A 26,640-nucleotide genomic window follows, 5' to 3' on the forward strand; every position below is an offset into this window, starting at 1 on the left:
TCATACCTGTGCTGGTCACAGGGATGAGGGAAGTACGGTGTATCGTCCTTATCGAGCGCCCCAAGTGTCCGTCAGACGATATCCTTCCGGCCATGGATCGGAAGGATCGAGCATGTGCTGGTGAATGCCGGTGATCCAGCCGCGGCCGGAAATTTCCGACAGGATGGCCGGGCGGTCGCCCACCGTTGTCGTTCCCAGAATGCGACCGGTAAAGGTGGAGCCGATGAGCGACACGGCCGTCAGCGTCTGGCCTTCTTTCATCTCACCGCGTGCATGCAGCACCGCCATGCGGGCCGAAAGCGCCGTACCGGTCGGTGAGCGATCCACCTTGCCAGGCTGGATGGCGACGGCGGCACCTGCCCGCAGGCCCTCAACCGTGCGCTCCACCTTGCCCGCAAACAGGCAGAAGGAAAAATGACGCCAATCGGGGTTTTCGGGATGCTCGAAACCCAGAGCCTTGTTGGCGGCATTGGTGATGCGCACGCCGAGACGGGCAATCTCGTGCGCTTCATTCGGCTTCAGGCTGAAGCCCATCGCCTCGGCGTCGACGATGACGAAACTGTCGCCGCCATAGGCCGTATCCACCTTCAACGTACCGAGACCCTCGACCTCGAGTTCTACATCGAGCTTCGCGGCAAAGCTCGGCAGGTTCTGCACGAAAATGCGTTCGGCCTTGCCATTGCGGCATTCGGCACGCACCTTCACAAGCCCGCCCGGCGCTTCAAGCAGCATATGGGTTTCCGGCTCCTGCATTGGCACGATACCGCCATCCAGAAGCACGGTGGAAACGCAGATGGAGTTGGAGCCCGACATGGGCGGGGTATCTTCCGGCTCCATGATAATGAAGGCGGCATCCGCGTCAGGATGTTTTGGCGGCACCAGAAGATTGACGTGGCGGAACACGCCACCGCGCGGCTCGTTGAGCACGAAATTGCGCAGGGTCTCATCGCGGGCGATGAAACGGCTCTGTTCCCAGATCGTCTCGCCGGGCGGCGGCCTGACGCCGCCTACGATCACATCACCCACCTCGCCTTCCGCATGGGCGGAGATGACGTGAACTGTCTTGATACTGCGCATTTAGTGCTCCTCAGGAAAGCCAGGATGGAAGACGGGAAATAGCACGGCCGGTCAGTGCGCTTTCAACACAGTCGGCAAGGCTGCCGAAACGCACCGCGCGGCCGCTGAGGCCAGGACCGTAGTGGGCGTACTTGCCCGAATTGGTCATCAGCGCGCGCGTCCTGGTCGGAAAGACCGGTTCGGAAATCGAGCACCAGCACAGATCAGGCAGTACCTGGACGCCACTGTCATGCAGGCTTTGCAGGGTGCCGTCCCGTTCTGCTGCGTCGATGACCTGCTGTCCGGCAGTGACGATGACGGCAACATTTGCATGACGCCTGCGTCCGTTGAAGGCGGACGCCAGCGCGCGGCATTCCTCCAGCGAGGCATGCGGGCTGCCGATGGCAACCAGTTGCACATCCTCTGGTCCTTCATTCAGAAGCGACCAGCCTGCGGCCATATCAGCAAGCGAAACTGTGACGGTTTCCGCCGTTTCGACCGGCTCCAGTCTCGCTTCCGGGGTGACGCCACCGATATGCAGCATGGGAGCCGCAGACGTGGTGCCGAAAGCGGCGCAGAGCGCCTTCAGATCATCCCGCGAAGGCTTTGCTGCACCAAGACCGCGCAGAAGCGGAATGCAATCGGGGGCTGCCTTGCCAGCGAGATAACCGATGAGCGGCCAGAAGGCGTCATTGATATCCTCAGGCAAAGCGACATCGACAATGCGTTGCGGTCGGCGGTTTTCCTCAAGATAGACGCCGGACAATGGCGCCCTGCCCGTCAAGGCAATGCAGAGATCGAGAAAATCCGGATGTTTAGCCGTGCGAGCGCCGAGAACCGTATTTGCGAAAATCACGGCATTCGATTCGGCCCAGGCGATCATGTCGCCGGCCTGCGGCGCGCTGTCGAGCAGATATGGCGAACAGGTGAAGGTGGGGCGACAACCCATGCGTACATAGGCATCCGCCAGCCTTGCGGCGGGATCGCCGAAATCCTCCGGCACGCCCTGCGCGCGCCAATGCGCCTTGTCCACCGAGATGGCGTTCATAGTCGTCGGCACGCGCACGCTTGCGCCCATCTCCGCCATCTTCTCCGCAAAGGTGAGATTGGCGGGGCTGGCATAAATGCAGCCGTCAATATGACCCTGCGTGACATCGACGAGCGCTGATGCCCCCTGCTGGGCGGCCATGGCGACAATGATGCGCATTGCCTGCTGCACGGCAATGCCATCGCGGCCCTCGAGCATTGCCCTGTCGTCATTCTTGAGATCGAGATGCGTCGTCGCAGGCGGCGCGATCGCGAGGGAAACGTCATCAGCCTCAATGGTATTTTCATCGATACGCACATGAGAGGCTTGAGAGAACCGCGCGAAATTCTCCGCGTCCAGGCGCAGAACCGGCAAAGGCTTGCCGAACATTTTCCGCAGCGATCAGCGCGCCGAGCGTCAGCACGTCTTCGGCCTCGCAGAAGACAAGCGCTGAGGGTGCGCGGCCAGTCAGGATGAGATCGAGCAAAACGCCAGAACCGGTGCAGGAGCCACGGCTTGACGGCATGAACAGCACACCGCCGGTGAGACAGACGCCGTGCAGCGGGTGGTGCACGTCAATCACCTTGCCTGTGGCGGGATCGACACCGCCCCAGAAACTCAGCGCCTCTGTCGTGGCGATCACCACGCCTTCAGCCGCGCCCGGCAGGATGCTGCGCGCCTGAGGAACGGCTGTTGTCGAACCGGAAGAAGACATCGAAAATCTCCCCAAAAGCATTTCCAGTAAAAGTGCGTAGCGGTTTTACGTCTGGAAAATGCGTAAAAAAAACTAGAGAATTTTTGCGTTTCGGAGAAAAGCCAAAATCCTCTAGAAACGTTGTGGCGAAAATGCCCTTGTATCGATGGCGGGTTTTTGCCCCGTCAGTAGATCGGCGACGATGCGGGCCGTGCCGGCCGATTGCGTCAGCCCCAGATGGCCGTGGCCGAAGGCATAGACCACCCGCGCCGTGTGGCGCGCCGCACCAATCGCGGGCAGGCTGTCGGGCAGCGACGGGCGAAAACCCATCCATTGTTTGCCGCCTTCGGTTTTCAGGCCTGGCAGAAAACTTGCCGCCTTGGCGAGAAGCGCCTCGGAGCGGGCGAAATTGGCCGGAAGCTCGAGCCCGCCCAGCTCCACTGCACCGCCGACGCGAATGCCGGTCGAAAGCCGCGTCACGACGAAACCATGGCCACCGAAGGTCACCTGCGTGCGCAGATCGAAGGCGCCTGAAGGCAGGGTAGTATTATAGCCCCGTTCCGTTTCGAGCGGAATTTTTTCCCCAAGCGAACGGGCAATGCGATGCGAAAATGCGCCCGCCGCCAATACCACCTTGCCGGCCTTGCGGGTGCGCCCGTCATGGCTCATCACTTCCACACCGTCTTCCAGCGGCCTGAGCGCTGCGATGTCGAGACGTTCGATACGACCGCCGATGCTGCGGAAATGCTCGGCAAGAGCCAGCGTATAGAGCTTCGGGTCGGCGATGGAATGCCAGCCGGGCGTGAAGGTGCCGCAGGTGAAACGCGGTGCGATGCCGGGCTGTATCTCGGCCATCTGCTCGGCATTGAGGTGCCGGAACTCGATGCCATGACGCTCGCGCGCCTTCCAGCCGGCAAGCGAGCCTTCGAATTCGGCTTCGCTTTCATAGACCTGGAGATTGCCCTCCTTGCGCAGCATGGCAATCGTGTCGGTTCTCCTGAGAAACGGCTCAAGTTCAGATTTCGACAGGTCCATCAGCGCCGTCTGGGCGGTGGTGGAATGTTCAACCTTCGAGGCGGCACAGGCGCGCCAGAACCGGAACATCCATGGTGCAATCTTCAGCGCATAGGCAGGCGGTACGCTGAGAGGCCCGAGCGGGTCGAGAAGCCACTTCGGCGCTTTCCAGAGAATGCCGGGGGATGCGAGCGGCAGGATATCGGTGAAGGCGAAGGCACCGGCGTTACCGGCGGAAGCGCCGGCCGCCGGGCCTTCGCGATCGATAACCGTGACCGAAAGGCCGCGTCCCTGCGCGGCAATAGCTGCCGAGAGGCCGACAACGCCGGCCCCTATGACGATGACATTGTTTGCAGACATTACCGCACGCTCGACAGGAATTTCTGCGTCTCGGGGTGCTGCGGCGCGCCGAAAAGCCGATCCGGCGTGCCGATTTCCGCCATCACGCCCTGATGGAAAAAGGCGACACGGTTCGACACATCGCGGGCGAAGGCCATTTCATGGGTGACGCAGATCATCGTCATGCCCTCGTCGGCCAGCATTTTCAGCGTATCGAGCACTTCGCCCACCAGCATCGGATCGAGCGCTGAGGTGACTTCGTCGAACAGCATATATTCCGGCGACATGGCAAGAGCGCGGGCAATCGCCATACGCTGTTGCTGACCGCCAGACATGCGGTTCGGATAGACCTTCAGCTTTTCAGCAAGACCGACATGGGTCAGTTGCTTGACCGCGATTTCCTCGGCCTGCTCTTTCGAAATGCCAAGCACCTTGCGCGGCGCCAGCATGACGTTTTCGAGCACCGTCAGATGCGGAAAGGCGTTCCATTGCTGGAAGACGATGCCGACCTTGCGACGCAGCTTGTTGAGGTCGGTCGATTTGGCATGCACCTCGGTGCCGTCGATGACGATCTTGCCGCTATCGATCGGCTCCAGGCCGTTGATGCAGGTCAGCAGCGTCGACTTGCCGGAGCCGGAACCACCGATGATAGTGACGACCTCGCCGTTGTTGACGGTCAGGTTGATCCCTTTCAGAACCTCCAGCGGGCCGAAGGATTTGCGGACGTTTTCGATCTCAATCATTGGGGGACCACCGTCTTTCGAGATACCCGCCGAAACGGGCGATGGGGAAGCTGATAAGGAAATAGATGGCGCCGCAGATCATGAGAATGGTCAGCGGTTCCTGCAGGCGCGTGACGAGGATCTGCGAGGCACGCAGAAGCTCGATAAGTCCGAGCCACAGCACGAGCGCCGAATCCTTCATGACGCCGAGTGTCAGGCCGATCCAGGCGGGCAACGACACGCGAGTTGCAAGCGGCAGCACGATGTAGCACATGTCCTGCGACCAGGTCATGCCGAGCGAACGGCAGGCGCGGCGCGTGTTCGACGGCACCGCTTCGATGCCGCCACGCACGATCTCGGTGCAGTAGGCCGCCGTATAAAGCGACAGAACCACGCATGAGGTGGTGAATGGCGGCCAGCCGAGCTTGGCGATCGACTGGAAGGCATTGCCAAGCACCAGTTGGATGAGGAGCGGCACGGAGCGGAAAACATCCAGCACGAAGGTCAGCGGCAGCGACCAATAGGCCCCGAGCTGGAAGCGGATGACACCGAAGATGATACCCATGAGGGTGCCAGCCGTCACGGCAACGGCGGTGACGGCAAGCGTCATCCCCGCGCCCTTGGCAAGGAAGGCAAGATCACTCCAGGTGAGAGCGGTTTCAAACATGGCGCACCTCTCTCAGTAACGAAACAGACGAGCGGCCAGCAATCTGGCGGCAAGCGTGACGATCTTGGCGATCACGTAATAGATGACCGCGGCAAGCGCGAAGAATTCGAAGGTGCGGAACGAACGGGCGTTCAAGGCCTGCGTGACACCGGCGAGATCCGTATTCATGCCGACGGTGACACCGAGCGAGGTCATCAGGATTGCCCAGACCATCTGGTTGGTGGCAGGCAGGAAGGCGACGCGCAGCATCTGCGGCATGATGATGAGGCGGAAGGTCTGCATCGACGTCATGCCGAGCGAACGGCCGGAGCGCGTTTGCGTATCCGGTATCGCCTTCAGCGCTCCACGGAAGTTCTCCGCAAGATAGCCCGCATTGTTGAAGGCGATGCCGGCCAGAAGCGCCGTATAGGGGCTGAGATGAATGCCGAAATTGCCAAGGCCGAAATGGGCCATGTAAATCTGGAACAGCGCCGGCGTGTTGCGGGCGATTTCCACCCAGACGGCGGCAATGGCACCCAATATCCGGTTACCGGAAAGCCGGAACAGGGTCAGCACGATGGCGCAGGAAAGACCGATCACCATCGACAGGATCGCGATCTGCAGCGTCACCACCGCACCGTCCAGCAGCTGCGGCAAAGCCTTCAGCGCCTGATTCCAGTGGAATGTATAATTGAACATAACCGTCTCACCTTTTCAGAAACGATCAACGGCGCGATCGATCCGACCGCGCCGTTTGGGAAAAGTTCCGATCAGCGATAGACGCCGTTGACGGTGAGCGAAGGAACTTCGCCGCCAACCCATTTTCCGTAGAGTTCGGCGTAACGGCCGGTGCGAACCTGCTGGTTGATGAACAGGTTCAGGTAATTGATGAAGCCATATTCATCGCGGTTGGTGAAGAGAGCGACATAATCGATGTCATAAGGTGCCTTGCCGACCACCGAGATGCCGGCAAATTTGCCGGTCTTAACGTTGGCCTGTGCAACGGTCGAGGTTGAAACGGTGGCGTCGATCTGACCCTGGCTGAGCGCGAGGAACACATCAGCCTGCGTCTGGTAAGGACGGAACTCGCCCACGCCCCATTCCTTGACGGTCTTTTCGAGCGCAATGGCTTCGAACGTACCGGCAGTCGCGCCGACGGTCTTGCCCTTCATGTCCTCAAAGGACTTGACGCCAGATTTGTCGTTGGCGGTGACAGCCATTTCGAAGGCGAAGTAAGGCACGGTCATGCCAACCGTCTTGGCGCGCTCAAGCGTGTCGGACGTGGAGGCAACGCCAACATCGACGCGGCCGGACATCAGCGCCGGTATACGTTCCGGGAAAGGTGTCTCGACGATTTCAGCCGTGACGCCGAGCGCCTTTGCGAGATCGTTGCAATAATCGACATCGAAGCCGATCGGGTTGTTGGCGTCATCACGCGCGCCCATGGGCGGGAAGTCGAGCACGACCGCACAGCGCAGCGTACCGGACGAAATGATGTCGTCAAGCTTGTCGGCCTTGGCCGGAGTAATAGCGAAAGTGGCGGCCAGCAGGCCGGCGACGATGACCGATTTTTTCATTGTTGATTTGCTCCCAGAATTGCTCTGCCATTGAAGGCGAGGTCACTATTTCCCCATGGAGGCGATAAATCAACATAAAAATACAATGAGTATACAAAAAGAATTTTTGCAGCAGCGAACAGTGCTACGGGAGCGAGCTTGCAATTCGGGACCGAAGAGCACGTGAAAATGGCGCCCTGGTTGGGCAAGTCTGCCCTACTCTCATCCCGGCGCTTGTGGCAGGAATGGGCACCGGACGCAGAATGCCGAAAAGACGAGTTGCAATAGAATGACCGTTGTATACTTTATGTATTCAAAATGTGCGAGCCCAATATCGGAGGATTATGATGAGCGACAACACCACATTGACCATCGACGGGCTTTTTCAGCGGGTCGAAGCGATTTTCCGCAAGGCGGGGCTCAATGCCGTGCAGGCGGGAGCGCTTGCGCGGGTTATTGTTGCCGGTGAGCGTGACGCCTGCAAATCGCACGGTATCTACCGCATCGAAGGCGCCCTGCGCACCGTCAAGGCAGGCAAGGTTAAGCCCGATGCGATGCCGGAGGTGGCCGAAGACGACGGCACAGCGATCGTGAAAGTCAACGCCAATGGCGGTTTTGCCAACCCCGCCTTCGAGCTTGGCCTGCCTGTTCTGGTGGAGCGGGCGAAACGCACCGGCATCGCCGCGCTCGTCATCAATGACTGTACGCATTTCTCGGCGCTCTGGCCGGAAGTCGAGGGGCTGACAGCGAACGGTCTAGCGGGTCTGGTCATGTGCCCGAGCTATTCCACCGTCGCTCCCACTGGCGGAACCAAGCCGCTGCTCGGCACCAACCCCTTCGCCTTCGGTTGGCCCCGTAAGAACACTTCACCCTATGTCTTTGATTTCGCAACATCTGTTGCGGCGCGCGGCGAGATAGAACTGCACCGTCGCGCGGGCAAATCTTTGCCTGAAGGCTGGGCCGTGGATGCCGACGGAAACCCGACGACCGATCCGGAGGCTGCGCTTGCCGGCGCCATGCTTCCGTTCGGCGGCCACAAGGGTTCGGCCATCGGCACCATGATCGAGCTTCTCGCGGGTATCATGATCGGTGACCTGACCAGCCCCGAAGTACTGGAGTATCTCGGCACCACAACGCTTGCACCCTTCCATGGCGAGCTTATCGTCGCCTTTTCCCCGGAAGCCTTCGCCAAGGGCCGTCCGGGCGATCCTTTCCAGCGGGCGGAAATCCTGTTCGACGCCATTATCGGCCAGGGAGCCCGCCTGCCCTCCGGCCGCCGCTTCACTGCACGCGCCAAATCGGAAAGCGAAGGCATTACCTTGACCGCCGCCGAAATCGCCGGTCTCGACCGGCTGCTGGAACAGGGGATGGACGCCGTCTCCTGACATCAGTCCTTCGTCATGCCGAACCCAATCAGGCATGACGAAGGATATCTATCGAACCTCATAAAACGAAAAAAGGCCCGCAAATGCGGGCCTTTTTCACTGCAGAAAGTAATCAGGCAGCCTTGCAGGCCTGAACCGCACCCGGAAGCTTGCTCCAGTCGGCGTACCAGCTGTTGAACAGCTTGAACTGCGCCTCGACATAACCGCGCTGGCTGTCGCTGAGGGCATCGGTCTCGTTAAAGTGCAGCGTATATTCCTTGTCGCCCTTCAGCACCATCATGTGCTTGAAGTAGAGAACCAGATCCGGGCCTTCATCGAAGGAGGAGAGGACGGCGAGCGCCTGCTCCAGTTCCAGCGCGCGGGCGCGGGCGTCCGCATCGCCCTTGGCGGCGGCCTGCGACAGCTTGCAGAGATGGATGACTTCCTTCGGCAGAACATTGCCGATGCCCGTGATCGCGCCGGTTGCGCCGCAATTGACGAAGCCGTGGACAACGGCAGTATCGACGCCGATCATCAGGGTGACTTCATCATCGCGGCTGGTGATGTTTTCAGCAGCGTAACGCATATCCGCCGGACCACCGAATTCCTTGAAGCCCACGAGGTTCTTGTGTTCCGCACGCAGCGCGAAGAAGAGATCGGCGCGGGTGGCGAAACCGTAATAGGGGCTGTTGTAGATGACAGCGGGCGTTTCGGGAGCGGCCGCAAGGATGGCCTTGAAATGCGCCTTCTGGGCAGCGATGACCGAGCCGCGCGAAAGAACACGCGGAATGACCATCAGGCCCTTTGCGCCAACCTTCTGGGCATGGGCGGCGTGCGCAACGGCAGATGCCGTGTTGACCGCGCCGGTGCCGACGATGACCGGAATGCCGGCTTTCACCAGACGTTCCACGCCTTCCATGCGCTGCTCATCGGAAAGAAGCGGCCAGTCGCCCATGGAACCGCAATACACGACGGCAGACATGCCATCGGCGATCAGCTCTTTGCCCTTGCGGACAAGCGCGTCGAAATCGGGGGTGCGATCATCTTTGCAGGGGGTCATCAAGGCGGGAATCACGCCGGAAAAAATGCTGGCCGTCATTACTAGCTCCTAAGGGACAGTTTTTCGGGAATGGACGCACCTCCGCGCCACCCTTTCAACAAGGACATTACAATCTTGTATTTTATTTGTCGACAAGAAATCGACAAGCTACAGATTTATTTCCAGCCGCTCATTGCGCACCAGTAGTTTCTGCACCTGCTGCACGATCTGTTCGGCATGCTCGCGGGCCAGTTTCTCGGACAGAACAGTGTCGCGCGCGGCGATCGCCGCTATGATCGCATCGTGATCGTCGACGAAACGTTTCGGCAGGCGATCATCATAGGACTGGTAATACAGCCGCAAGATGCGCCGTCCCTCATCCAGCAGACGCTTGAACAGACTGGTGAAATAGGGGTTGCGCCCGGCTTCGGCGATGGAAAGGTGCAGGGCCGCATTGGTGGAAATCATCGCCAGCGCGTCTTGCTCTTCCACCGCAATGGCAAATTCCGCATTATGGGCGCGGATGCCGGCCAGATCTTCCGGACGGTGATATTGGGCAGCAAGCTGGGTCGTCACCCGGTACATCAGCACCAGCGCATCGAAATAGGTATGCATATTGAGGAAATCGATGTTCGACACCATGGTCGAACGGTTCGGCAGCGTATCGATCAGCCCCTCGCCCGAGAGCCGCACCAGCGCTTCGCGAATGGGCGTGCGCGACATCTTGAACCGCTCGGCAAGCTGCACCTCATCGATTGGACTACCCGGTGGCAGAACCAGATCGAGAATCTCGTCGCGCAGCAGATCGTAGACCATCTTCACGCCGGAGCCACGCTTACGCTCGGCAGAAGCAATTATATCCGTCATAACCAAATCCCTCTTGTCGACATAAAGAGTACTATTATATTTTTTCCATATCAACGCCGCGTTGCAGCACCTGCCCCTCGAATGGCGGAATAATTGTTCAAAAACAACAAAAAGCCGTCACGAAAATTACCCGCGACGGCTTCAATAATTCAATTTGTGACATCGCTGCTTTTTTACAAAGCACCGCTTCGAGGTAGGGACCTCAGTTACGCAGGCCGGTGGCCACGACGGAAATCTTGAAAGCGCCGTCCAGCGTCGGATCGAAGGACGCGCCCATCACCACATCGGTCTCTTCGCTGACTGCCTCGCGCACAAGCGTCATCGCCTCGTCGATCTCGTAAAGCGTCAGGTCGTTACCGCCGGAAATCGACACAAGTGCGCCGCGTGCCTCCTTCAGCGACGGTTCGCCGAGCAGCGGGTTGGCGATGGCGGCGGCTGCCGCTTCCGAAGCGCGTTTTGGACCCTTGGCCTGCGCCGTGCCCATAAGCGCGCGTCCGCCATTCTTCATGACGTAACGCACATCGGCGAAGTCGAGATTGACCAGGCCTTCGCGCAGGATGAGATCGGTAATGCAGCGCACGCCGAGGGACAGGACCTTGTCCGCCGTCTTCAGGGCACTTTCAAAGGTCGTGCCGGCATCCGCAATACGCAGCAGGTTCTGGTTGGGAATGACGATGACGGTATCGGCGGTATTAAGCAGATTGGCGAAACCATATTCGGCAGCACGCATGCGGCGCGCGCCCTCGAAGCTGAACGGCAGGGTGACGACACCGACGGTCAAGATGTTCTTCGCACGGCACGCTTCCGCGATGACGGGCGCAGCACCGGTGCCGGTACCGCCGCCCATACCGGCGGTGATGAAGCACATGTCGTAACCGTTGAGGTGATCCATGATCTCGTCAAGCGAATCGATTGCCGCCTGCCGGCCAACCTCCGGATCAGCCCCGGCACCCAGCCCGCCTGTAAGTTCGGAGCTGAGTTGCACGAGCCTTGGCGCGTTGGTTTTCTTCAGCGCCTGCGCATCCGTGTTGGCGGCGATGAAATCAACGCCGCCGATGCCCTCGTCGATCATGTTGTTGATCGCGTTTCCGCCGCCGCCACCGACGCCGATAACAGCGATATTGGGCGTATTGCGGGCGATTGGAGCGCGCGGAGACTGGGTCATCGTCTTATTCTCTTTCTAAACTCATAGGGTCTCGCGCCGTTTTTTAACCGCGGCACGCGAATGATCGGCAACGTTCCTGCATGTCCTTCCTGGCGCGTGAAGGACGCTGTAACGCTTTGAATTTGCATGCAAGCCTTTGCCCCGCTTGCGGCTAAAGGCTTGTGCTCCAGGGGCGAAAGATGCGCTACGGCGACTGTCTCCGACCCCTTCCCCGGATGAAAACCAAACCGAATCAACTGCTTCGCTATCTAGAGGTGATAGCCGAAAAGCCGGTCCGTTTACACTGTATTCACCATGTTTATCTCACTTTGGAACGAGTTGCTTCGGCAGGTGTTTGCCTTCCGACCGCGCTAAAGCGCATGGAATGGAGGCAGTCATATGTCCGCATACATCCTGCAAAACGAACCGGGTTTCCGCACGGAACAACCGCGTGTGCTGATCGTGGAGGACGAATTTCTCATCGCTATGGATATCGAAGATTCCATTATGCAGGCGGAAGAGGAAGCTGACGTCATCGGCATCGCCAACCGGCTGGATCAGGCCGTGGCACTCGGCAGCCGCGCAGATATTGCCTTTGTAGACGTCAATCTCGCCGACGGCCAGACCGGCCCGGAGATCGGGAGGCGGCTTTCGCAGGATCACGGCGTCGTGGTGATCTTCATGACGGCAAATCCGGAAGTGGTGGTCAATCTCGGTATCGGCGCAGGCGTTATCGTAAAACCTGTGCCGCAGGACGCCGTGGAACAGTGCCTTTCCTACGCACTTGCCAAGCGCGCGGGCACCCGTGCCGTTACGCCCATCGGCATGATGGCTTTCGACTGAACCATTCTCGTGGAGATAAAAAGCGGGTTGCCTGAAAACGGCGCCCGGCGCTGAAAACAAAAAAGCCTGCCGCGGGAGGAGGTGCGGCAGGCTTCTTGAAAGATTGAACAGCGATATGGGAGGAGGAAACCGCTGTCCCCGGGGCAATCCTTGGGAGGAGGAGTAGGATCACCCGCATTACCGAAAGAATGTGGGAGGAGGTACATCCGTTTCGATGATTTGAAGATATCATTTTTTTCTGCATTTCACAGACACAAGCTTGCACCTCAGACATGCATCAAACGCATGGCGATTTTTCCAACCCGAAACATCAATGCAACAGGCTGATTTTCGCCTTTGCACGGCATGCCCCGTGGGAGACACAAGCGTCGACGGTTCGCCAAAAACAAAAACGCCCGCGAAGCGGGCGTTTAGTCATTCAAAAGCGGCAATAGCTGCCTGATTACTTGCCGACGGCGGCGCGGGCGACGCTGTTGATCTGGCTACGGTCGATACCGAGATCGTGCAGTTCGCGGCTGCTCATGCGGCCCAGTTCGTTGACGGTCTGACGATACTTGCGCCAGTTATTAAAGCTGCGTGCTACGTTCATGACATTACCCTTTCAAGGTGTTGGCGACGTCAGTAACGTTTCGTTCCGGCGTCCTTTGATGTCCCTTATATGCGCCTTGTCGGGACCAAAGAACAGACAGAATAAGGCAGGCCACCCATGCGCTGAGTGCAAGGGTCATCCTCCGAGGGGCGCGGAAAAACAGAAGTATGGCGTAAATTCAGTCATATCGGGGGCCACTACCGACACCACGTCGTCAGAACTTGTAGCGAACGCCAAACACATTGGCATTCGTCGCGCCCTTCATATTGCCCAGCGTCTTGCCGCCGCCGGAACGGTGGTGAAGCCGCCAGAAGAACTCCGTCGAGGATTCTTCGCTGAAGGAAACGTTGATTTCCGGGCCGAGGTGAAACAGGACATTGGCGTTGCCGTTGTCCTTGATTTCTTCTTGCCTCTCCCGCCCCGGCTGCGCATCCGAGACGAGGCTCAGACCCGCCGTGAAACTCGGCGAAACGAACAACCGTTCCCCGAGCCTGATCTTGTCATAACGCGCGACAGGTCCTGCCCAGACTTCACCGGTGAACCCCTTGCCAAACCTGACGGCAACGCCGATTTCACCGCCCAGCTTCACATTGCCGATGCGATAGGGATAGAACTGATAACCGCCACCCAGAATGGCATTCTTTTCGTATTCCACGGGAACGAGGGCAGCGCTTTTCAACATGTCTTCTTTCGTTAAAACACCACCGAAACCAAATATCGCTTCACTCGTCTGCGAAGCCATATCCTCCGATGCGAGGGATGGTGTCGTGGCCAGTGCGATCATGGCCGTGAGTGACAGACGTCCTGCGATATTCATTTGCTACTCCTCAACAAAGCCCTCTTTTACCCAACCGTCCTCATAGGCATATTCCCGGAGGGCGAACATACCGTTACCGAACACAATTAATTCAACTCGTTCGCAAATGCTGGAAAACGGGCTAATGTCCGCCGGTCAGCGCAGGAACCGCCGGAAGCGGCGAAGCGCAAAAATGAAGAGTGCAGAGCCTATCGCAAGCAGCGCCAGCAATTGCGGCCAGACCACATCCAGCCCCGCCCCCCTGAAAAGCACCGATTGCGCCAGAATTACGAAATGAGTGTTGGGTGCGAGCAGCATGAGGTACTGGATGATATCCGGCATGCTTTCGCGCGGCGTCATGGCGCCGGACAGCACCTGCAGCGGCAGCAGGAACAAGATCAGCAACATGCCGAATTGCGGCATGGAACCCGCCACTGTTGCCAGGAAAATACCCATCGAGGTCATCGCAAAGAGCTGCAACGCCGTTCCAAGTAGGAAAAGGGAGAGCGAGCCTTCGATGGGAATAGCGAGCAGCCCCTTGACGACAACGAAAAGGGAAAATGCCGAGGCCACCAACACGACAAGGCCCATGGACCAGACCTTGCTGAGCATGATTTCCAGCGGCGTGACCGGCATGACCAGCAGATGCTCGACCGTTCCATGTTCACGCTCGCGAATGAGCGCCGCGCCCGTCAGCACGATCGACAGCATGGTGATGGCGGTGATGATATTGTTGATCGAGCCGAACCAGGATTTGTCCAGTTCAGGGTTGAAACGAGAACGCAGCGTCAGATCGACTGGCACCGTCGTCGCGCCGCGATAGCGGTTGACATATTCCTCAACTTCGCTCGTCACGATGTTCTGCACGTAACCGCCGCCGCTGAAGGCCTGGCTCATGCGGGTGGCATCGATATTGAGTTGGATGGCAGGGTGCTGCCCGGCCATTAGCTGACGCTGGAAATCCGGCGGAATGTTGAGCGCGAAGGTGTCGAGCCCTGCATCCATGCGCTTGTCCATTTCAGCAATGGAAATCTGCTTCGGCGGCGCGAAATAGGGCGGATAAAACGCCGTGCTGATGCGACCGGAAAGCGGCGACTGATCCTCATCAACAATGGCGATGGCGGCGTTGTTTAGGGTTTCGGGCAACGCGCTGGAACCGGTGTAGATTTGCAGCGTGAAAGCGTAAACGATCAGCAGCAACAACATGCCATCACGCGCAAGCCCGCGCAGTTCCTTGATGCCGAGCTGGAAGATGTTGGATGAAAACAAACTCATGACGCCTGTTTCCTCAAAAGAGTAGCACCAGCGATGAGCAGCAGCGGAATGGCGATGAGAAGCGGCAGAAAGGAACCCGAAAGACCGTCGAAATCCAGCCCCTTGGAGAAGGTGCCGCGTGAGATCGTCATGAAATAGGTGGCGGGATAGATATTGCCGATAAAGGCCCCCGCCCCCTGCAGCGACGAAACGGGATCGATCATGCCCGAGTATTGTGTGGCCGGAATGAGCGTCAACAGGGCCGTGCCGAAGATCGCCGCGATCTGGCTCTTCATGAAGGAAGACATGACGAGCCCGATGGATGTGGCGATGATGACGAAGAGTAAAGCGCCCGTCGCGTAAGCGAGATAACTCCCGGTAAACGGCACCCGGAAGATGAAGATCGCAAATGCCGTCAAGAGCAGGAAATTGAGCATGCCGAGCGCCACATAAGGAAGCTGTTTGCCGATCAGGAATTCCAGCCGCGTGGTCGGCGTCACGTAAAGATTGACGATCGAGCCAAGTTCTTTTTCCCGAACGACGCTGAGCGCCGCCAGCATGGCGGGAATGAGCATCAGCAGCAGCGGAATGACCGCCGGCACCATGGCGACGAGGCTCTTGACATCGGGGTTGTAACGATAGCGCGTTTCGATGCTGAAGCTGCTTTGCGTCGCTGCATTGCCATAGATTTCGCTCGCCTTGCGCGCCAACCATTTCTGGTGCATGCCCTGCACGTAACCGCGCACGGTTTCTGCCCGTTGCGGCATGGCGCCATCGATCCAAGCGCCGACCTCCACCGTCTTGCCGCGCAGCACATCGCGGCCGAAACCGGGTGGAATTTCAATGGAAAGGCTGAGTTCCCCGTCACGCATGCGCCGGTCCATATCCGCATAGTCGCGGATCGGCATTTTCTCGATGAAGTAACGGGAACCGGCTATATCGAGCACATAATCGCGGCTGATGGTGGAATCGTCGCGGTCCAGTACCGCGAAGGTCAGGTCCTCAACATCGAGATTGATGCCGTATCCGATCACGAACATCAGGATGACGCTGCCAAGAACCGCTAAAGTGCCGCGAATGGGATCGCGTTGCAGTTCCAGCGCCTCGCGGCGCGTATAGCTGAACATGCGCCTGATATCGAAAAACCGTTTGCGGGCTGGTGCAACATGCTGCGTCGGGACCACCTCCGTTGCCGGAGCGGGCGCTATTGAAGGTTCCGCCTTTTTGACACCCGAGGCATCCTCGAGATAGGCGACGAAAGCCTCTTCCAGCGTTGCGGCATTACGGCTTTTGGTGATCGCGTCAGGCGTATCGCTTATCAACACCTTGCCGGCATGCATCAGCGAAATCCGATCGCAACGCTCCGCCTCATTCATGAAATGGGTGGAGATGAAGATGGTGACATTATCGTTGCGGGAGAGATCGGCTAGGATTTGCCAGAACCCGTCCCGCGCCACGGGATCGACGCCGGAGGTCGGCTCATCGAGGATGAGAATGTCAGGAGAATGGATCATCGCCACCGCAAGCGACAGTCTTTGCCGGATGCCGAGCGGTAGGTCGTCCGGCAGCGTGTCCATGACCGTGCCGAGATCAAAGCGCTCTGCCATCTCGGCGATGCGCGGCTGAATGGTCGCTTCCGGCAGCTTGAACAGCCGCGCGTGAAGATCGAGGTTCTGTCGCACCGTGAGTTCGGAATAGAGCGAAAAGGCCTGGCTCATGTAACCTACGCGGTGGCGCAACGCCATGTCGCTGGCATCCACCTCGTGGCCGAATAGCTTCGCCTCGCCTTCACTGGCGGCCAGAAGACCGGTCAGCATCTTCATGGTGGTGGATTTCCCGCAGCCGTTCGAGCCGAGAAAACCGAAAATCTCGCCACACGGAATTTTGAAGCTGACATTGTCGACGGCGGTAAAATCACCGAAACGCATGCTCAGATGCGAGGCCTCAATGGCATAATCGCCCTCGCCGGTCACCGTGCGCGGCGCGATATTCACCTCGTGGTAACCCTTACGCTTTTCCTCCGGAAGAAGCGCGATGAAGGCTGCATCGAGATTGGCGGCGGAGGTGCGGTAGAGCAACTCGGTGGGCGAGCCGGTGGCAAGAATTTTGCCGCCATCCATGGCGACCAGCCAGTCGAAACCGGCGGCCTCTTCCATATAGGCCGTAGCGACAATCACGCTCATACCCGGACGACCGGCACGGATGGAATCGATCAGCTCCCAGAATTGCCGGCGCGACAGCGGATCGACACCCGTCGTCGGCTCATCGAGAATGAGCAGGTCAGGATCGTGGATCAGCGCACAGCAGAGCCCGAGCTTCTGCTTCATGCCGCCGGAAAGCTTCATTGCCGGCCGGTCGGCAAAAGGTTCAAGGCCGGTGCTCTTCAGCAACTCGGCAATGCGTGCCTTTCTCTCCCTGCCGTCCTGCCCGAACAGCCTGCCAAAAAAGTCGATATTTTCGAAGACCGAGAGGGTTGGATAGAGGTTCTTGCCGAGGCCCTGCGGCATATAGGCGATGCGCGGGCAAGTATCCTCGCGGTGGCGCGGATCGGACATATCGCCGCCGAGGACCTCCACCTTGCCTTTCTGTATGGCCCGGGCGCCGGAAACCAGAGAGAGGAGGCTGGACTTGCCGACACCGTCAGGCCCGATAAGGCCGATCATCCGTCCGGCGGGAATTTCGACCGATATATCGGCAAGCGCAACCGTGCTGCCAAACGCCAGCCGTACATCCGTCAACCGCGCGACTGTCGCGCCGGGATTTTTAGTATTCGTCGCGGAGGGGGTGACCATCGCGGCCACTCTCACTTCACAAGATTGCGTTCGAGATTCTCCGGCCAGACGGCCTGCGGATCAAGCCGGACATAGGCCATGCCGGGAAGACCGGTTTTGACATACTGAATATATTTCTGCAGCAGCTCCTGCGGAATTTGCGCCCGCACCCGGAAGGTAAGCTTCTGGCGCTCCTCCTCGGTTTCCACCGTCTTTGGCGTGAATTGCGCCACATCGGCGACGAAGGAAACCCTTGGCGGGAATGGTATATTGCGGCGCTGCGTCCAGTATCAGGCGCACATCCGAGCCCATGGATGTACGGCCAGCCTCAGCCGTGGGCAGGAAGAACGTCATGTAGACGTCACCGAGATCGACGAGGTTGAGAACCCGCCCGCCGGCGGAAAGCACCTCGCCGGGCTGGGCAATGCGATATTGCACACGGCCGTCGCGGGGTGATTTCAGCGTCGCATCGGCTATGTCTGTCTCGATGCTCTCAATATCGGCCTGCGCGGCATCGACAGCCGCTTCCGCATCGACGATCTGTGCCTTGGCGGCGTTGATTGCCGCATCAGAGGCGGCAAGCGAGGCCTGCGCCGAGGCAAGAGTGGCGCGGGCGGACTGTTCTGCCGCCTCACTGTCATCGACGATCTGCTGCGACACGGCATTGCCGGTCAACAGCTGTCTTGAGCGCGCATAGGTCTTGGACGCCGAATCAAGCTGGGCCTTGCGCTGTTCCACCACCGCAAGCGCCGAGGTCTTTTCCGCCTCCCGCTGGGCAACGAGGCTATGGGCGGTATCGATTGCGATCTTTGCGCGACGAAGCTGCGCTTCCGCCTGACGCTTTTTGGCCTCCAGCTGGGCAGTATCCATCTGGGCAAGCACCTGCCCTGCCTTCACGAAATCGCCTTCGCGCGCCATGATGTCCTGAAGACGGCCGGCGGTTTTGGTGGAAATATCGATCTCGACCGCCTCGATCCGGCCGTTACTGGAAACGAAACCGGAGGGCAGACCCTCTGCCGTCAACTTCGACCAGGCGAAATAGGCAGCAACGGCAATAACCCCAACCGCCAGACCAATGAGCAAGCCTTTTTTAGACATCCGTCTTCCCCATGAACCCTTCGAGTTTCAACCGTAATACGATAAAACCGAAGAAGCCAGCCACCTTTACGTTCATAAATCCCACCTGATATTTCCCATATTGGAGCGAGAAGACAGGTTGCTAGGCACTGTTTAGGTGAGGGAGCGCTTCGAGGCTTTGACACACGTCAAGTGGATGAAGAACTAAAACCCACTTCGTCATGCTCGGCCCTGTCCCGAGCATCTGCTAGCTATCATTTTCTGCTAGGTGGTTGGTTCCTCGGGACGAGCCCGAGGATGACGTTAAATCTATAGCGGAATGACAACCGGCGAACGCCACGCAAGGTGCGCCAGCCTGCCGTCAACGCAGCCGTTGCGTTCCTTACACCGCCCGCGCCCGCTTCACCTCCACCTGCGTCCATTCCGGCAACCAGTCCCGGTGCGCGACAAGCAGATCATCCACCAGCGACCAGATCTGGTCGAGATCGAGTTCCGCTGCCGTATGCGGGTCCATCATCGCCGCGTGGAAGATATGCTCGCGGTTTTCGCTCATCAGCGCACGCACCGTCAGCTCCTGCACATTGATGTTTGTGCGCATCAGCGCGGTCAGCTGCGGCGGCAATTCCCCGATGAAGGTTGGTTGCACGCCGTTATGATCGACAAGGCAGGGCACTTCCGCAGCGCAATCTGATGGCAGCGAGGTGATGCAGCCATTGTTGCGCTGGTTGCCGTAGATGACAGACGGTTCGCCGGTCCAGACCGAGTTGATGATGGAGGAGGCATATTCTTTGGAGTGCTTGACCTCGATCTTCTCGGCTGAGCGATAGGCCGCCGCCTGCCCCTTCCAGCGCTCGATCTGCTCGATGCAGCGCTTGGGATATTCATCGAGCGGAATACCGAATTTCTCGATCAGGTCCTCGCGCCCCTCCTTGATGAAATAGGGTGTGTATTCGGCGAAATGCTCGGAGCTTTCGGTTACGAAGTAGCCGAGACGCGTCAGCATCTCGTACCGCACCTTGTTGGGGCAGCGCGGGTTCCAGCCGGGCTTCGGCGCACGGCCTTCGCGATAACCGCGCACGAGATCGGGATAGAGGTTCTTGTAGCTGCCATCAGGCTGGCGGTGCTCGAATTCCAGGAAAAACGCCATGTGGTTGATGCCGGCCGAACGATAGCGGATTTCCTCGTAGGGAATATCGAGGTCATGGGCGAGTTCCATGGCCGTGCCCTGCACCGAATGGCAAAGGCCGACCTGCCGGATTGTCGGATATTTCTCCGCAATCGCCCAGGTGTTGATCGCCATCGGGTTGACATATTGCAGCATGATCGCATTGGGGCAGACGGCGAGCATATCCTCGCAAATCTTCCACAGATGCGGCACGGTGCGCAGGCCCCGCATGATGCCGCCGACACCAAGCGTATCGGCAATGGTCTGGCGCAGACCATATTTACGCGGCACCTCGAAATCGGTGACTGTGCAGGGTTCGTATCCGCCGATCTGGAAGGCGACGACGACGAAATCGGCACCGGCGAGCGCCTTTTTCTGGTCTGTAAAAGTCTCGGCTTTCGCCTTTGCCCCCAGCGTCGAAATCAGCTTGTTGACGACGATGGCGCTTTCTTCCAGCCTTTCCCGGTTGATGTCCATCAGCGCGATCGTTGCGCCTGAAAGGGCCGGACGTTGCAGCACGTCGCCGATGATGTTCTTCATGAACACCGTGGAACCTGCGCCGATAAATGTGATCTTGGGATCTCGTGCCATATTTGCCTCCGGCATCTTGAACTATGCGATTTCAAAGGCGGCCCGGACGAGCCGCTGGGTGTATTCGGTTTTCGGGCGGTTCAGCACCTCCTCGACGGGGCCTTCCTCCACGATCCTGCCGCGCTGCATGACGATGACGCGGTGGCAGAGAGCGCGAACGACCTTCAGGTCGTGCGAGATGAACAGGTAACTCAAGCCGCGCTCGTCCTGCAGCTTGCGAAGCAGGTCTATGATCTGCGCCTGAACGGAAAGGTCGAGCGCCGAGGTTGGCTCATCGAGCAGGATGAATTCCGGCTCCAGCGCGACTGCACGCGCAATGGCGATGCGCTGGCGCTGGCCGCCGGAGAACTCGTGCGGGAAACGCGAAAGGATGTTGCCGGGCATGCCTGCCGCCTCCAGCGCGTCGCGCACCCGCTCCAGCCTTTCGGCCTTGGTTTTACCAAGCCCGTTGATAACCAGCCCTTCCTCGATGATCTGGCCGATGGTCATGCGTGGATTGAGCGAGGCGAACGGGTCCTGAAAGACGACCTGCATGCGTGAGCGCAGAGGCCGCATTTGAGACCGGGAGCGGCCGTCGACCCTCTCGCCATCGAAAATCACCTCTCCGGCCACCGGCTCGTTCAGCCGCAACAGGGATTGGCCAAAGGTCGTTTTGCCAGACCCGGATTCGCCGACAATTCCCAGCGTTTCATGGCGCTTGAGGGCTAGACCAAGATCGTCGACGGCAACAAGTTCCTTCAATTCCGGCTTGAACAGGCCACCGTAGCGCATCATGAACGACACCCGCACGCCATTCGCCGTCAGCAGCACACCGGAATTTTCCGGCAATGGTTTGGCGGTGCCATGCGGCTCGGAAGCAAGCAGCTTTCGGGTATAGGGGTGCTTCGGCGCTGCAAACAGCCGCTCAGTGGTGTTGTGCTCACGCATCTCGCCATGCTGCATGACGTAGACGTAATCGGAAAACTGCTTCACGATCGTCAGGTCATGGGTGATGAGCACCACGGCCATGCCGCGCTTCTTCTGCAGATCGCGTATGAGGTTGAGGATCTGCGCCTGTACTGTCACATCCAGTGCTGTGGTGGGTTCGTCGGCGATCAGAACATCCGGATCGTTGGAGAGCGCCATGGCGATCATGACACGCTGCCGTTGACCGCCGGAAAGCTGGTGCGGATATTGCTTCAGCCGCGCCTCGGGTTCCGGAATCTGCACCTGCCGCAAAAGATCGAGCGCCCTCGCCTCGGCCTGCTTCCTGCTCAGCTTCGAGTGGACGCGGATCGCCTCGACGATCTGACTGCCGATTGTATAGATCGGGTTCAGCGAACTCATCGGCTCCTGAAAGATCATCGAGATACGGTTGCCGCGCAACGCCCGCCGCTGGCGGCTTGAAAATTTCAGGATGTCGTCGCCGTTGAAGCGCACGGTCGCGGTTTTCGAAACCGAGGCCCGCTTCGTCAAAAGCCCCATGATGGTGCGGGCGGTCACCGATTTTCCCGAACCGGATTCGCCAACGATGGCGATCGTCTCCCCCCGGTAAAGCTGGAAGGAAATGTCTTTCACTGCCTCCACCGTGCCGTGCTCAACCTTGAAAGTCACGGCAATATTGCGTGCATCGATGATGGCCTGGTCGTTTCGATTATCAGCATCGAAGCGGATGGCAGGGGCGTAGGTATTCTGTGCAGCAACCATGTTACGCTCCTCTCAATAGGGATCGACAGCATCGCGAAGGCCATCGCCCAGCGCGTTGAAGGCAAAAACGGTGACCAGCACAAAGCCGACCGGCGCAAGGATCCATGGATAGGAACCAATGACGGAATAGGTGGCCGTATCCTGAAGCATCAGCCCCCAGGAGATCAGCGGCGGCTTGACCGCGAAACCGAGAAAGCCAAGGAAGGATTCGAGCAGCACGACGCTTGGAATATGCAGCGTGACGGCAACGATCACATGGCTCATCACATTCGGCAGGATGTGCTGGAAGATAATGCGCCGGTCGGTGGCACCGACGGCAATCGCGGCGCGGACATAATCGATACGCGCCAGCGCCAGCGTCTTGCCGCGCACCTCGCGAGACATCTGCGCCCAGCCGAGCGCTGACATGACGCCGACCACGAAGAGGAGGAAAACAGTCGTCGGGGCAGTGACCGGGATAAGCGACGTCAAGGCGAGATAGAGCGGCAATTGTGGAAAGGCCAGAACCACTTCCACGAAACGCTGCACCCAGGCATCCAGCGGCCCGCCGAAATATCCTGAGATCAACCCGACGCTGGTGCCGATGACGGTAACGATGGTGACGACACTGAGCGCGATGGCAAGCGAGATGCGCGATCCATAAATGGCGCGTGACAGCACATCGCGTCCGAACTTGTCGGTTCCGAGAAAATGCACCGGCTGCCCGTCCGTGGTGCCGAAGAAGTGCCGGTTTGCCGGGATGAGGCCGAACAGCCGATATTCCGCGCCTTTCACGAAAAAGCCGAGATAAAGCGGATTGTCGTAATCCGGGCCGACGATAGGCTGGAAGGTCACCGGATCGAGCTCATCCGTTTCAGCGGTGGCATAGACCCGAGGGAACAGGCTGATATTGCCGTCCTTGTCGGAGAACCGCACCACCTGCGGCGGGGAGAAACTGTCATTGGTTTCGAGCGGGTTCATCGGCGCGAAGAAATCGGCGAAGACTGAGATCGTGATCAACAGCACCACCAGCACCAGCCCCACCATGCCGGTGAAAGAGCGTCTGAGGCGCCGCCACACCAGAGCGAGATAGGTCTCGTTACCCTGAACACCCCGCTCGGGCTTCGCTGCGGCAGCCGATTCATTCTTGAGTTCGTCAACGGCCACCATCTCAAGCCCTCCCGAATTCGCGCACACGCGGGTCGAGCATGGCGAGCAGCATGTCGGCGATGATGTTGCCGATGATGAGCGTGGCGGCCAGCACCATCATGAAGGTTGCGGTGACATAGACATCGCCGACCGCCATGGACCCGACGATGGCGGGACCGACGGTCGGCAGCGCAAAGATGATCGCAGTTTCGATTTCGCCGCTCAGCATATAGGGCAGCACGACGCCCTGATACATAATGAGCGGATGCACGGCGTTCGGCACGGCGTGGCGCATGATGACCGCGCCTTCCGAAAGGCCCTTGGCGCGCGCCGTCTCCACATATTGGGCGTTCAGCGTATCCAGCAGATTGCCGCGCATCACCCGCATATTATAGGCAAGTCCACCGAAAACGGCGATGGCAACCACCGGCCAGACATGGCTGACGAGATCGACGAACTTCCCCCATGACCATGGCGCACCGCCATATTGCGGCGAAAAGAAGCTGCCGATTTCCGACACGTCGAAATGAAACACCATCAGGTAGACGAGGATCAGCGCCATCAGGAAGCGCGGAATGGTCATGCCGAGGAAGGCGACGGTCGAAAGCAGATTATCGATCCAGGAATATTGTCTGGTGGCAGCCCAGATGCCGAAACCGATGCCGAGAAGCGATGAAAGAATGTGGCAGACAAGGGCGAGTGCGATGGTGCGCGGCAGGCGTTCGCCGACCACATCGGCAACCGGCTTGTTGTAATAGAAGCTGTAGCCGAAATCGCCGCTTGTGATGATGCCGCCGATCCAGTTGAAATATTGCACGACGATCGGCTTATCAAGACCGTGTTCGATGCGGTAGGCCTGCGCCTGCGCTTCCGCCTGTTCGAAGGACGCACCGCCCTGGTTCATCAATTGCGAGCGGATGTAGTCAGCATAGTCGCCGGGTGGCGCCTGAATGATGGCGAATGTCACCACGCTCAGGATAAGCAGCACCGGAATGGCGGAGCCTATGCGTATTGTCAGGAATCTCAGCATCGAACGGGTATCCTCCGCTTGGCTAGTCCGTGTGTCTCCGGCCGCGCTTCACGCGCGACCGGTACCGGGTTTTCTCCGGGAGGAGTTCTAGTTGATCGGGCCGCCCTCACCCGGCTTGCCGGGAAGCTGCTCGGGGAAAAGCTCGTATTTGCCCTGCTTGTCGGCCGCGACCCAAAGGCGTTCGCGGATGATGGCGTCTTCAGCCCAGTTGAACATGAAGATCGGCGTGCCCTGCGGCACATTCGAGAACCTCTTGTTCACGATGAGCGCGCCGGGATATTCGGTAAGCCCGATCGTGTATAGGTTCTGCGTGTAGACCTTCTGATATTGCTTCATCAGTTCCGCCCGCTCGGCATTGTCCTGCGAGGAGATGAATTTGCGCACGATATCGGCCATCTCCTTTTCGAACGGCATCAGATCCAGTTCCTTGCCTTCAGGTGCGCGATGGTTCCAGCTGGTGCGCGGGCCAACGGGTGCCAACTGCTCGGTATTCTGCACCACGGACGAAAGCTCGGTGGAGTTGCGGCGCACCAGCCAGTCGAACTGACCGCCATAATGGGCCGCATCGCGCTGGTTGGAATCAAGGCTGTTGATGACGAGGCGAAGGCCAAGTTTCGCCATTTGCCCGACAAGGCCTTCCGCAATGCTCTTGTCCGTCGTGTAGCCGTTATTGACCAGAAGAATGATCTCGACGTTTCGTCCGCCCAGTGTCTCCTTCGGGAAGTTCAAGAAGCCGTCGCCATCGGTGTCCTTCAGGCCGATTGATGCAAGGGCGGCTTTCGCTTCCTTAAGGTTGAAGGGGTAATAGACCGTGGAATTGCGATCGTAAAAACCGGTGCCCGAGGAAATGCCACCCGGATAGATCGCCGTGAATGGGCCCTTGACGAGCGAGTCGCCGATTGCCTTGCGATCGAGGGCCGAGGTCACCGCCTGACGGAACACCTCGTTGCGGTTCAGCTCGCGAATGGCCTGCCCGCGCTCGTCCGGATTGCCCCAGCCATTGGCGGAAAAGTTCATCTGCAGGTTATAGCCGATCAGGCGTGGCCCGAAGGCAAGGCGAGCCGGCGCATTCGGGTCAGCTGCGCGTTTCAGCGAAGCGACAAAATTCTCCGGCTGCTCGAGATTGGAGAAATCGCCCGATCCCGCCACAGCCTGCACATCGCGATCGGCCCAGGTGGAGAGCTTGTAATGAAGCTCGTTGAGATAAGGCAGCTGCTGGCCCTTCTCGTCGACCTTCCAGTAGTATGGATTGCGCCTGAGCACGATGATGTCGTCGGGGCGATATTCCACCGGCACCCAACCACCCATGACAGGCATGTTCATATATTCCGGCGGAAAGGCGTTCTTGAACTGGTTATAGGTGTTCTTGGAATATTTCGGGTGCTGTGGTTTCAGAATATGCGCCGGTCCGGGGCAGAAGCTCGGATAAGCCATGGTGTAGAGATATTGCTTCGGGAAAGCGGTCTTGAAAGTCCACTCCACCGTATAGTCATCGATCTTTTTGAGCGTGGTGCCTTCGCCGAAGGCTTCAGGCGACGCGCCGCCGCCGAGCGGCGAGACGTTGGGATCGAGAACCGCGTCTTCCCAGTAGAACATGACGTCATCGGCGTTGAACGGCACACCGTCAGACCATTTGGCACCCTTGACCAGATGCATCGTCAGCTTATGGCCATCCTGCGACCATTCCCAGCCTTTGGCGAGATTGGGCAGCGGTTCGGTGTCCTTGGCATTCACCTGAAACAGCGGCGCTGTGCGCGTCAGGCATTCGGAAAGCGCAATATCGATGCCGCCCCAGCCCTGGCTCTGGCCGGCAATGTAGTTCCAGCCTTCGGGCCGTCCGCCGATCACATGGCGCATCGTATCGCCATAAACGCCGATGCCATCCACCATGTTGCCGGTCTTGTAGACCAGCGGCTCCTCAGGCAAGCGTTCCTTCAAGGGCGGCAGCTTGCCTGTCTTCTCGAATTTTTCGGTGATCCAGTCTGGCTCGCTGTAGCTCGGCAGGGCCTTGAATTCGAGGATCGAGTCGCGCGCCACATAATTGATCTTGCCTTCCGCCGGAAACTGCGGCGGCTCCGGCGGCGTGGTGGTTTCGAAGGCGTTCGCACTGAGTGCGATCATCGAAACACCAAGACCCAATGCCGAGATGATACCGATCTTGCGTTGAAGTTGCATCGTCATTCCTCCCAAATGGCAGCTCTTCGACCGCCCACCCTCTGTTGTCGCGATAGCCACGGCGGCG

20 protein-coding genes and 2 pseudogenes are annotated in these 26,640 nt (G+C 59.0%); 2 read left to right on the forward strand and 20 right to left on the reverse strand.

The features are described from left to right. Positions 1 to 48: 48 nt before the first annotated feature. The 7 genes and pseudogenes from QE432_RS00755 to QE432_RS00785 form a co-directional block, all read right to left on the reverse strand. On the reverse strand, positions 49 to 1,077 hold the full coding sequence (locus tag QE432_RS00755; RefSeq protein WP_306622981.1) for a trans-3-hydroxy-L-proline dehydratase: 1,029 nt from the start codon (positions 1,075 to 1,077) through the stop codon (positions 49 to 51). A gap of 10 nt (positions 1,078 to 1,087) precedes the next feature. Beyond that, a pseudogene (lhpI, locus tag QE432_RS00760) lies at positions 1,088 to 2,798 on the reverse strand (cis-3-hydroxy-L-proline dehydratase). Between the two features lie 111 nt (positions 2,799 to 2,909). Further along, positions 2,910 to 4,151, reverse strand: coding sequence for an NAD(P)/FAD-dependent oxidoreductase (locus tag QE432_RS00765; protein ID WP_112162333.1), 1,242 nt, complete (start codon positions 4,149 to 4,151; stop codon positions 2,910 to 2,912). Next, positions 4,151 to 4,873: an amino acid ABC transporter ATP-binding protein gene (locus QE432_RS00770; protein WP_019566705.1), complete on the reverse strand. Its 723-nt coding sequence runs from the start codon at positions 4,871 to 4,873 to the stop codon at positions 4,151 to 4,153. The genes QE432_RS00765 and QE432_RS00770 overlap by 1 nt, the downstream gene beginning before the upstream one ends. After that, positions 4,866 to 5,519, reverse strand: coding sequence for an amino acid ABC transporter permease (locus tag QE432_RS00775; protein WP_038495415.1), 654 nt, complete (start codon positions 5,517 to 5,519; stop codon positions 4,866 to 4,868). Before QE432_RS00775 ends, QE432_RS00770 begins: the two co-directional genes overlap by 8 nt. A 12-nt stretch (positions 5,520 to 5,531) precedes the next feature. Continuing rightward, a complete protein-coding gene (locus QE432_RS00780) occupies positions 5,532 to 6,197 on the reverse strand; it encodes an amino acid ABC transporter permease (protein WP_019566704.1) in 666 nt (221 codons plus the stop codon). Positions 6,198 to 6,268: 71 nt separating this feature from the next. Further along, entirely contained in the window at positions 6,269 to 7,075 is an 807-nt protein-coding gene (locus tag QE432_RS00785) for an ABC transporter substrate-binding protein (protein ID WP_013761084.1), read from the reverse strand. Positions 7,076 to 7,401: 326 nt separating this feature from the next. On the opposite strand from QE432_RS00785, the gene QE432_RS00790 reads away from it, so the two are divergent. Next, positions 7,402 to 8,439: an Ldh family oxidoreductase gene (locus QE432_RS00790; RefSeq protein ID WP_111788460.1), complete on the forward strand. Its 1,038-nt coding sequence runs from the start codon at positions 7,402 to 7,404 to the stop codon at positions 8,437 to 8,439. A gap of 112 nt (positions 8,440 to 8,551) precedes the next feature. Here the strand turns inward: QE432_RS00790 and QE432_RS00795 are convergent, their stop codons facing one another. From QE432_RS00795 to ftsZ, 3 genes are all read right to left on the reverse strand, one after another. After that, positions 8,552 to 9,517, reverse strand: a complete 966-nt coding sequence (locus QE432_RS00795; protein WP_013761087.1) for a dihydrodipicolinate synthase family protein — start codon at positions 9,515 to 9,517, stop codon at positions 8,552 to 8,554. A 108-nt stretch (positions 9,518 to 9,625) separates the two neighbouring features. Then, positions 9,626 to 10,324, reverse strand: a complete 699-nt coding sequence (locus QE432_RS00800; protein WP_004431295.1) for a GntR family transcriptional regulator — start codon at positions 10,322 to 10,324, stop codon at positions 9,626 to 9,628. A gap of 202 nt (positions 10,325 to 10,526) precedes the next feature. Further along, positions 10,527 to 11,489 carry a cell division protein FtsZ gene (gene ftsZ, locus QE432_RS00805; RefSeq protein ID WP_019566702.1) on the reverse strand — a complete coding sequence of 321 codons (963 nt, stop codon included), beginning with the start codon at positions 11,487 to 11,489 and terminating at the stop codon, positions 10,527 to 10,529. 378 nt (positions 11,490 to 11,867) lie between these two features. Here ftsZ and QE432_RS00810 point away from each other — a divergent pair, with 378 nt between their 5' ends. Next, positions 11,868 to 12,311 carry a response regulator gene (locus QE432_RS00810; protein WP_004431292.1) on the forward strand — a complete coding sequence of 148 codons (444 nt, stop codon included), beginning with the start codon at positions 11,868 to 11,870 and terminating at the stop codon, positions 12,309 to 12,311. A gap of 442 nt (positions 12,312 to 12,753) precedes the next feature. Here QE432_RS00810 and QE432_RS00815 read toward each other — a convergent pair whose 3' ends face one another. From QE432_RS00815 to QE432_RS00860, 10 genes and pseudogenes are all read right to left on the reverse strand, one after another. Then, entirely contained in the window at positions 12,754 to 12,900 is a 147-nt protein-coding gene (locus QE432_RS00815; RefSeq protein ID WP_004431290.1) for a DUF1127 domain-containing protein, read from the reverse strand. Between the two features lie 214 nt (positions 12,901 to 13,114). Then, positions 13,115 to 13,717, reverse strand: coding sequence for a hypothetical protein (locus tag QE432_RS00820; protein WP_306622996.1), 603 nt, complete (start codon positions 13,715 to 13,717; stop codon positions 13,115 to 13,117). 135 nt (positions 13,718 to 13,852) lie between these two features. After that, positions 13,853 to 14,971, reverse strand: a complete 1,119-nt coding sequence (locus QE432_RS00825; RefSeq protein ID WP_004431287.1) for an ABC transporter permease — start codon at positions 14,969 to 14,971, stop codon at positions 13,853 to 13,855. Next, positions 14,968 to 17,742: a ribosome-associated ATPase/putative transporter RbbA gene (gene rbbA, locus QE432_RS00830; protein WP_111801999.1), complete on the reverse strand. Its 2,775-nt coding sequence runs from the start codon at positions 17,740 to 17,742 to the stop codon at positions 14,968 to 14,970. The genes QE432_RS00825 and rbbA overlap by 4 nt, the downstream gene beginning before the upstream one ends. 11 nt (positions 17,743 to 17,753) lie before the next feature. Then, positions 17,754 to 18,819, reverse strand: a pseudogene (locus tag QE432_RS00835) (HlyD family secretion protein). Positions 18,820 to 19,180: 361 nt separating this feature from the next. Beyond that, positions 19,181 to 20,554, reverse strand: a complete 1,374-nt coding sequence (locus QE432_RS00840; protein WP_111790044.1) for an alpha-glucosidase/alpha-galactosidase — start codon at positions 20,552 to 20,554, stop codon at positions 19,181 to 19,183. A gap of 21 nt (positions 20,555 to 20,575) precedes the next feature. Further along, the gene (locus tag QE432_RS00845) at positions 20,576 to 22,240 is read right to left on the reverse strand and encodes an ABC transporter ATP-binding protein (protein ID WP_013761092.1); all 1,665 of its coding nucleotides are present in this window, start codon (positions 22,238 to 22,240) and stop codon (positions 20,576 to 20,578) included. Positions 22,241 to 22,252: 12 nt separating this feature from the next. Continuing rightward, the gene (locus QE432_RS00850; protein WP_013761093.1) at positions 22,253 to 23,389 is read right to left on the reverse strand and encodes an ABC transporter permease; all 1,137 of its coding nucleotides are present in this window, start codon (positions 23,387 to 23,389) and stop codon (positions 22,253 to 22,255) included. 1 nt (position 23,390) lies between these two features. After that, entirely contained in the window at positions 23,391 to 24,398 is a 1,008-nt protein-coding gene (locus tag QE432_RS00855; RefSeq protein WP_111788464.1) for an ABC transporter permease, read from the reverse strand. An 87-nt stretch (positions 24,399 to 24,485) separates the two neighbouring features. After that, entirely contained in the window at positions 24,486 to 26,573 is a 2,088-nt protein-coding gene (locus QE432_RS00860) for an ABC transporter substrate-binding protein (RefSeq protein WP_097171127.1), read from the reverse strand. Positions 26,574 to 26,640 lie beyond the last annotated feature (67 nt).

The organism is Agrobacterium sp. SORGH_AS_0745 (genome assembly GCF_030818995.1).
In the GTDB taxonomy this organism is placed as follows: Bacteria; Pseudomonadota; Alphaproteobacteria; order Rhizobiales; family Rhizobiaceae; genus Agrobacterium; species Agrobacterium tumefaciens.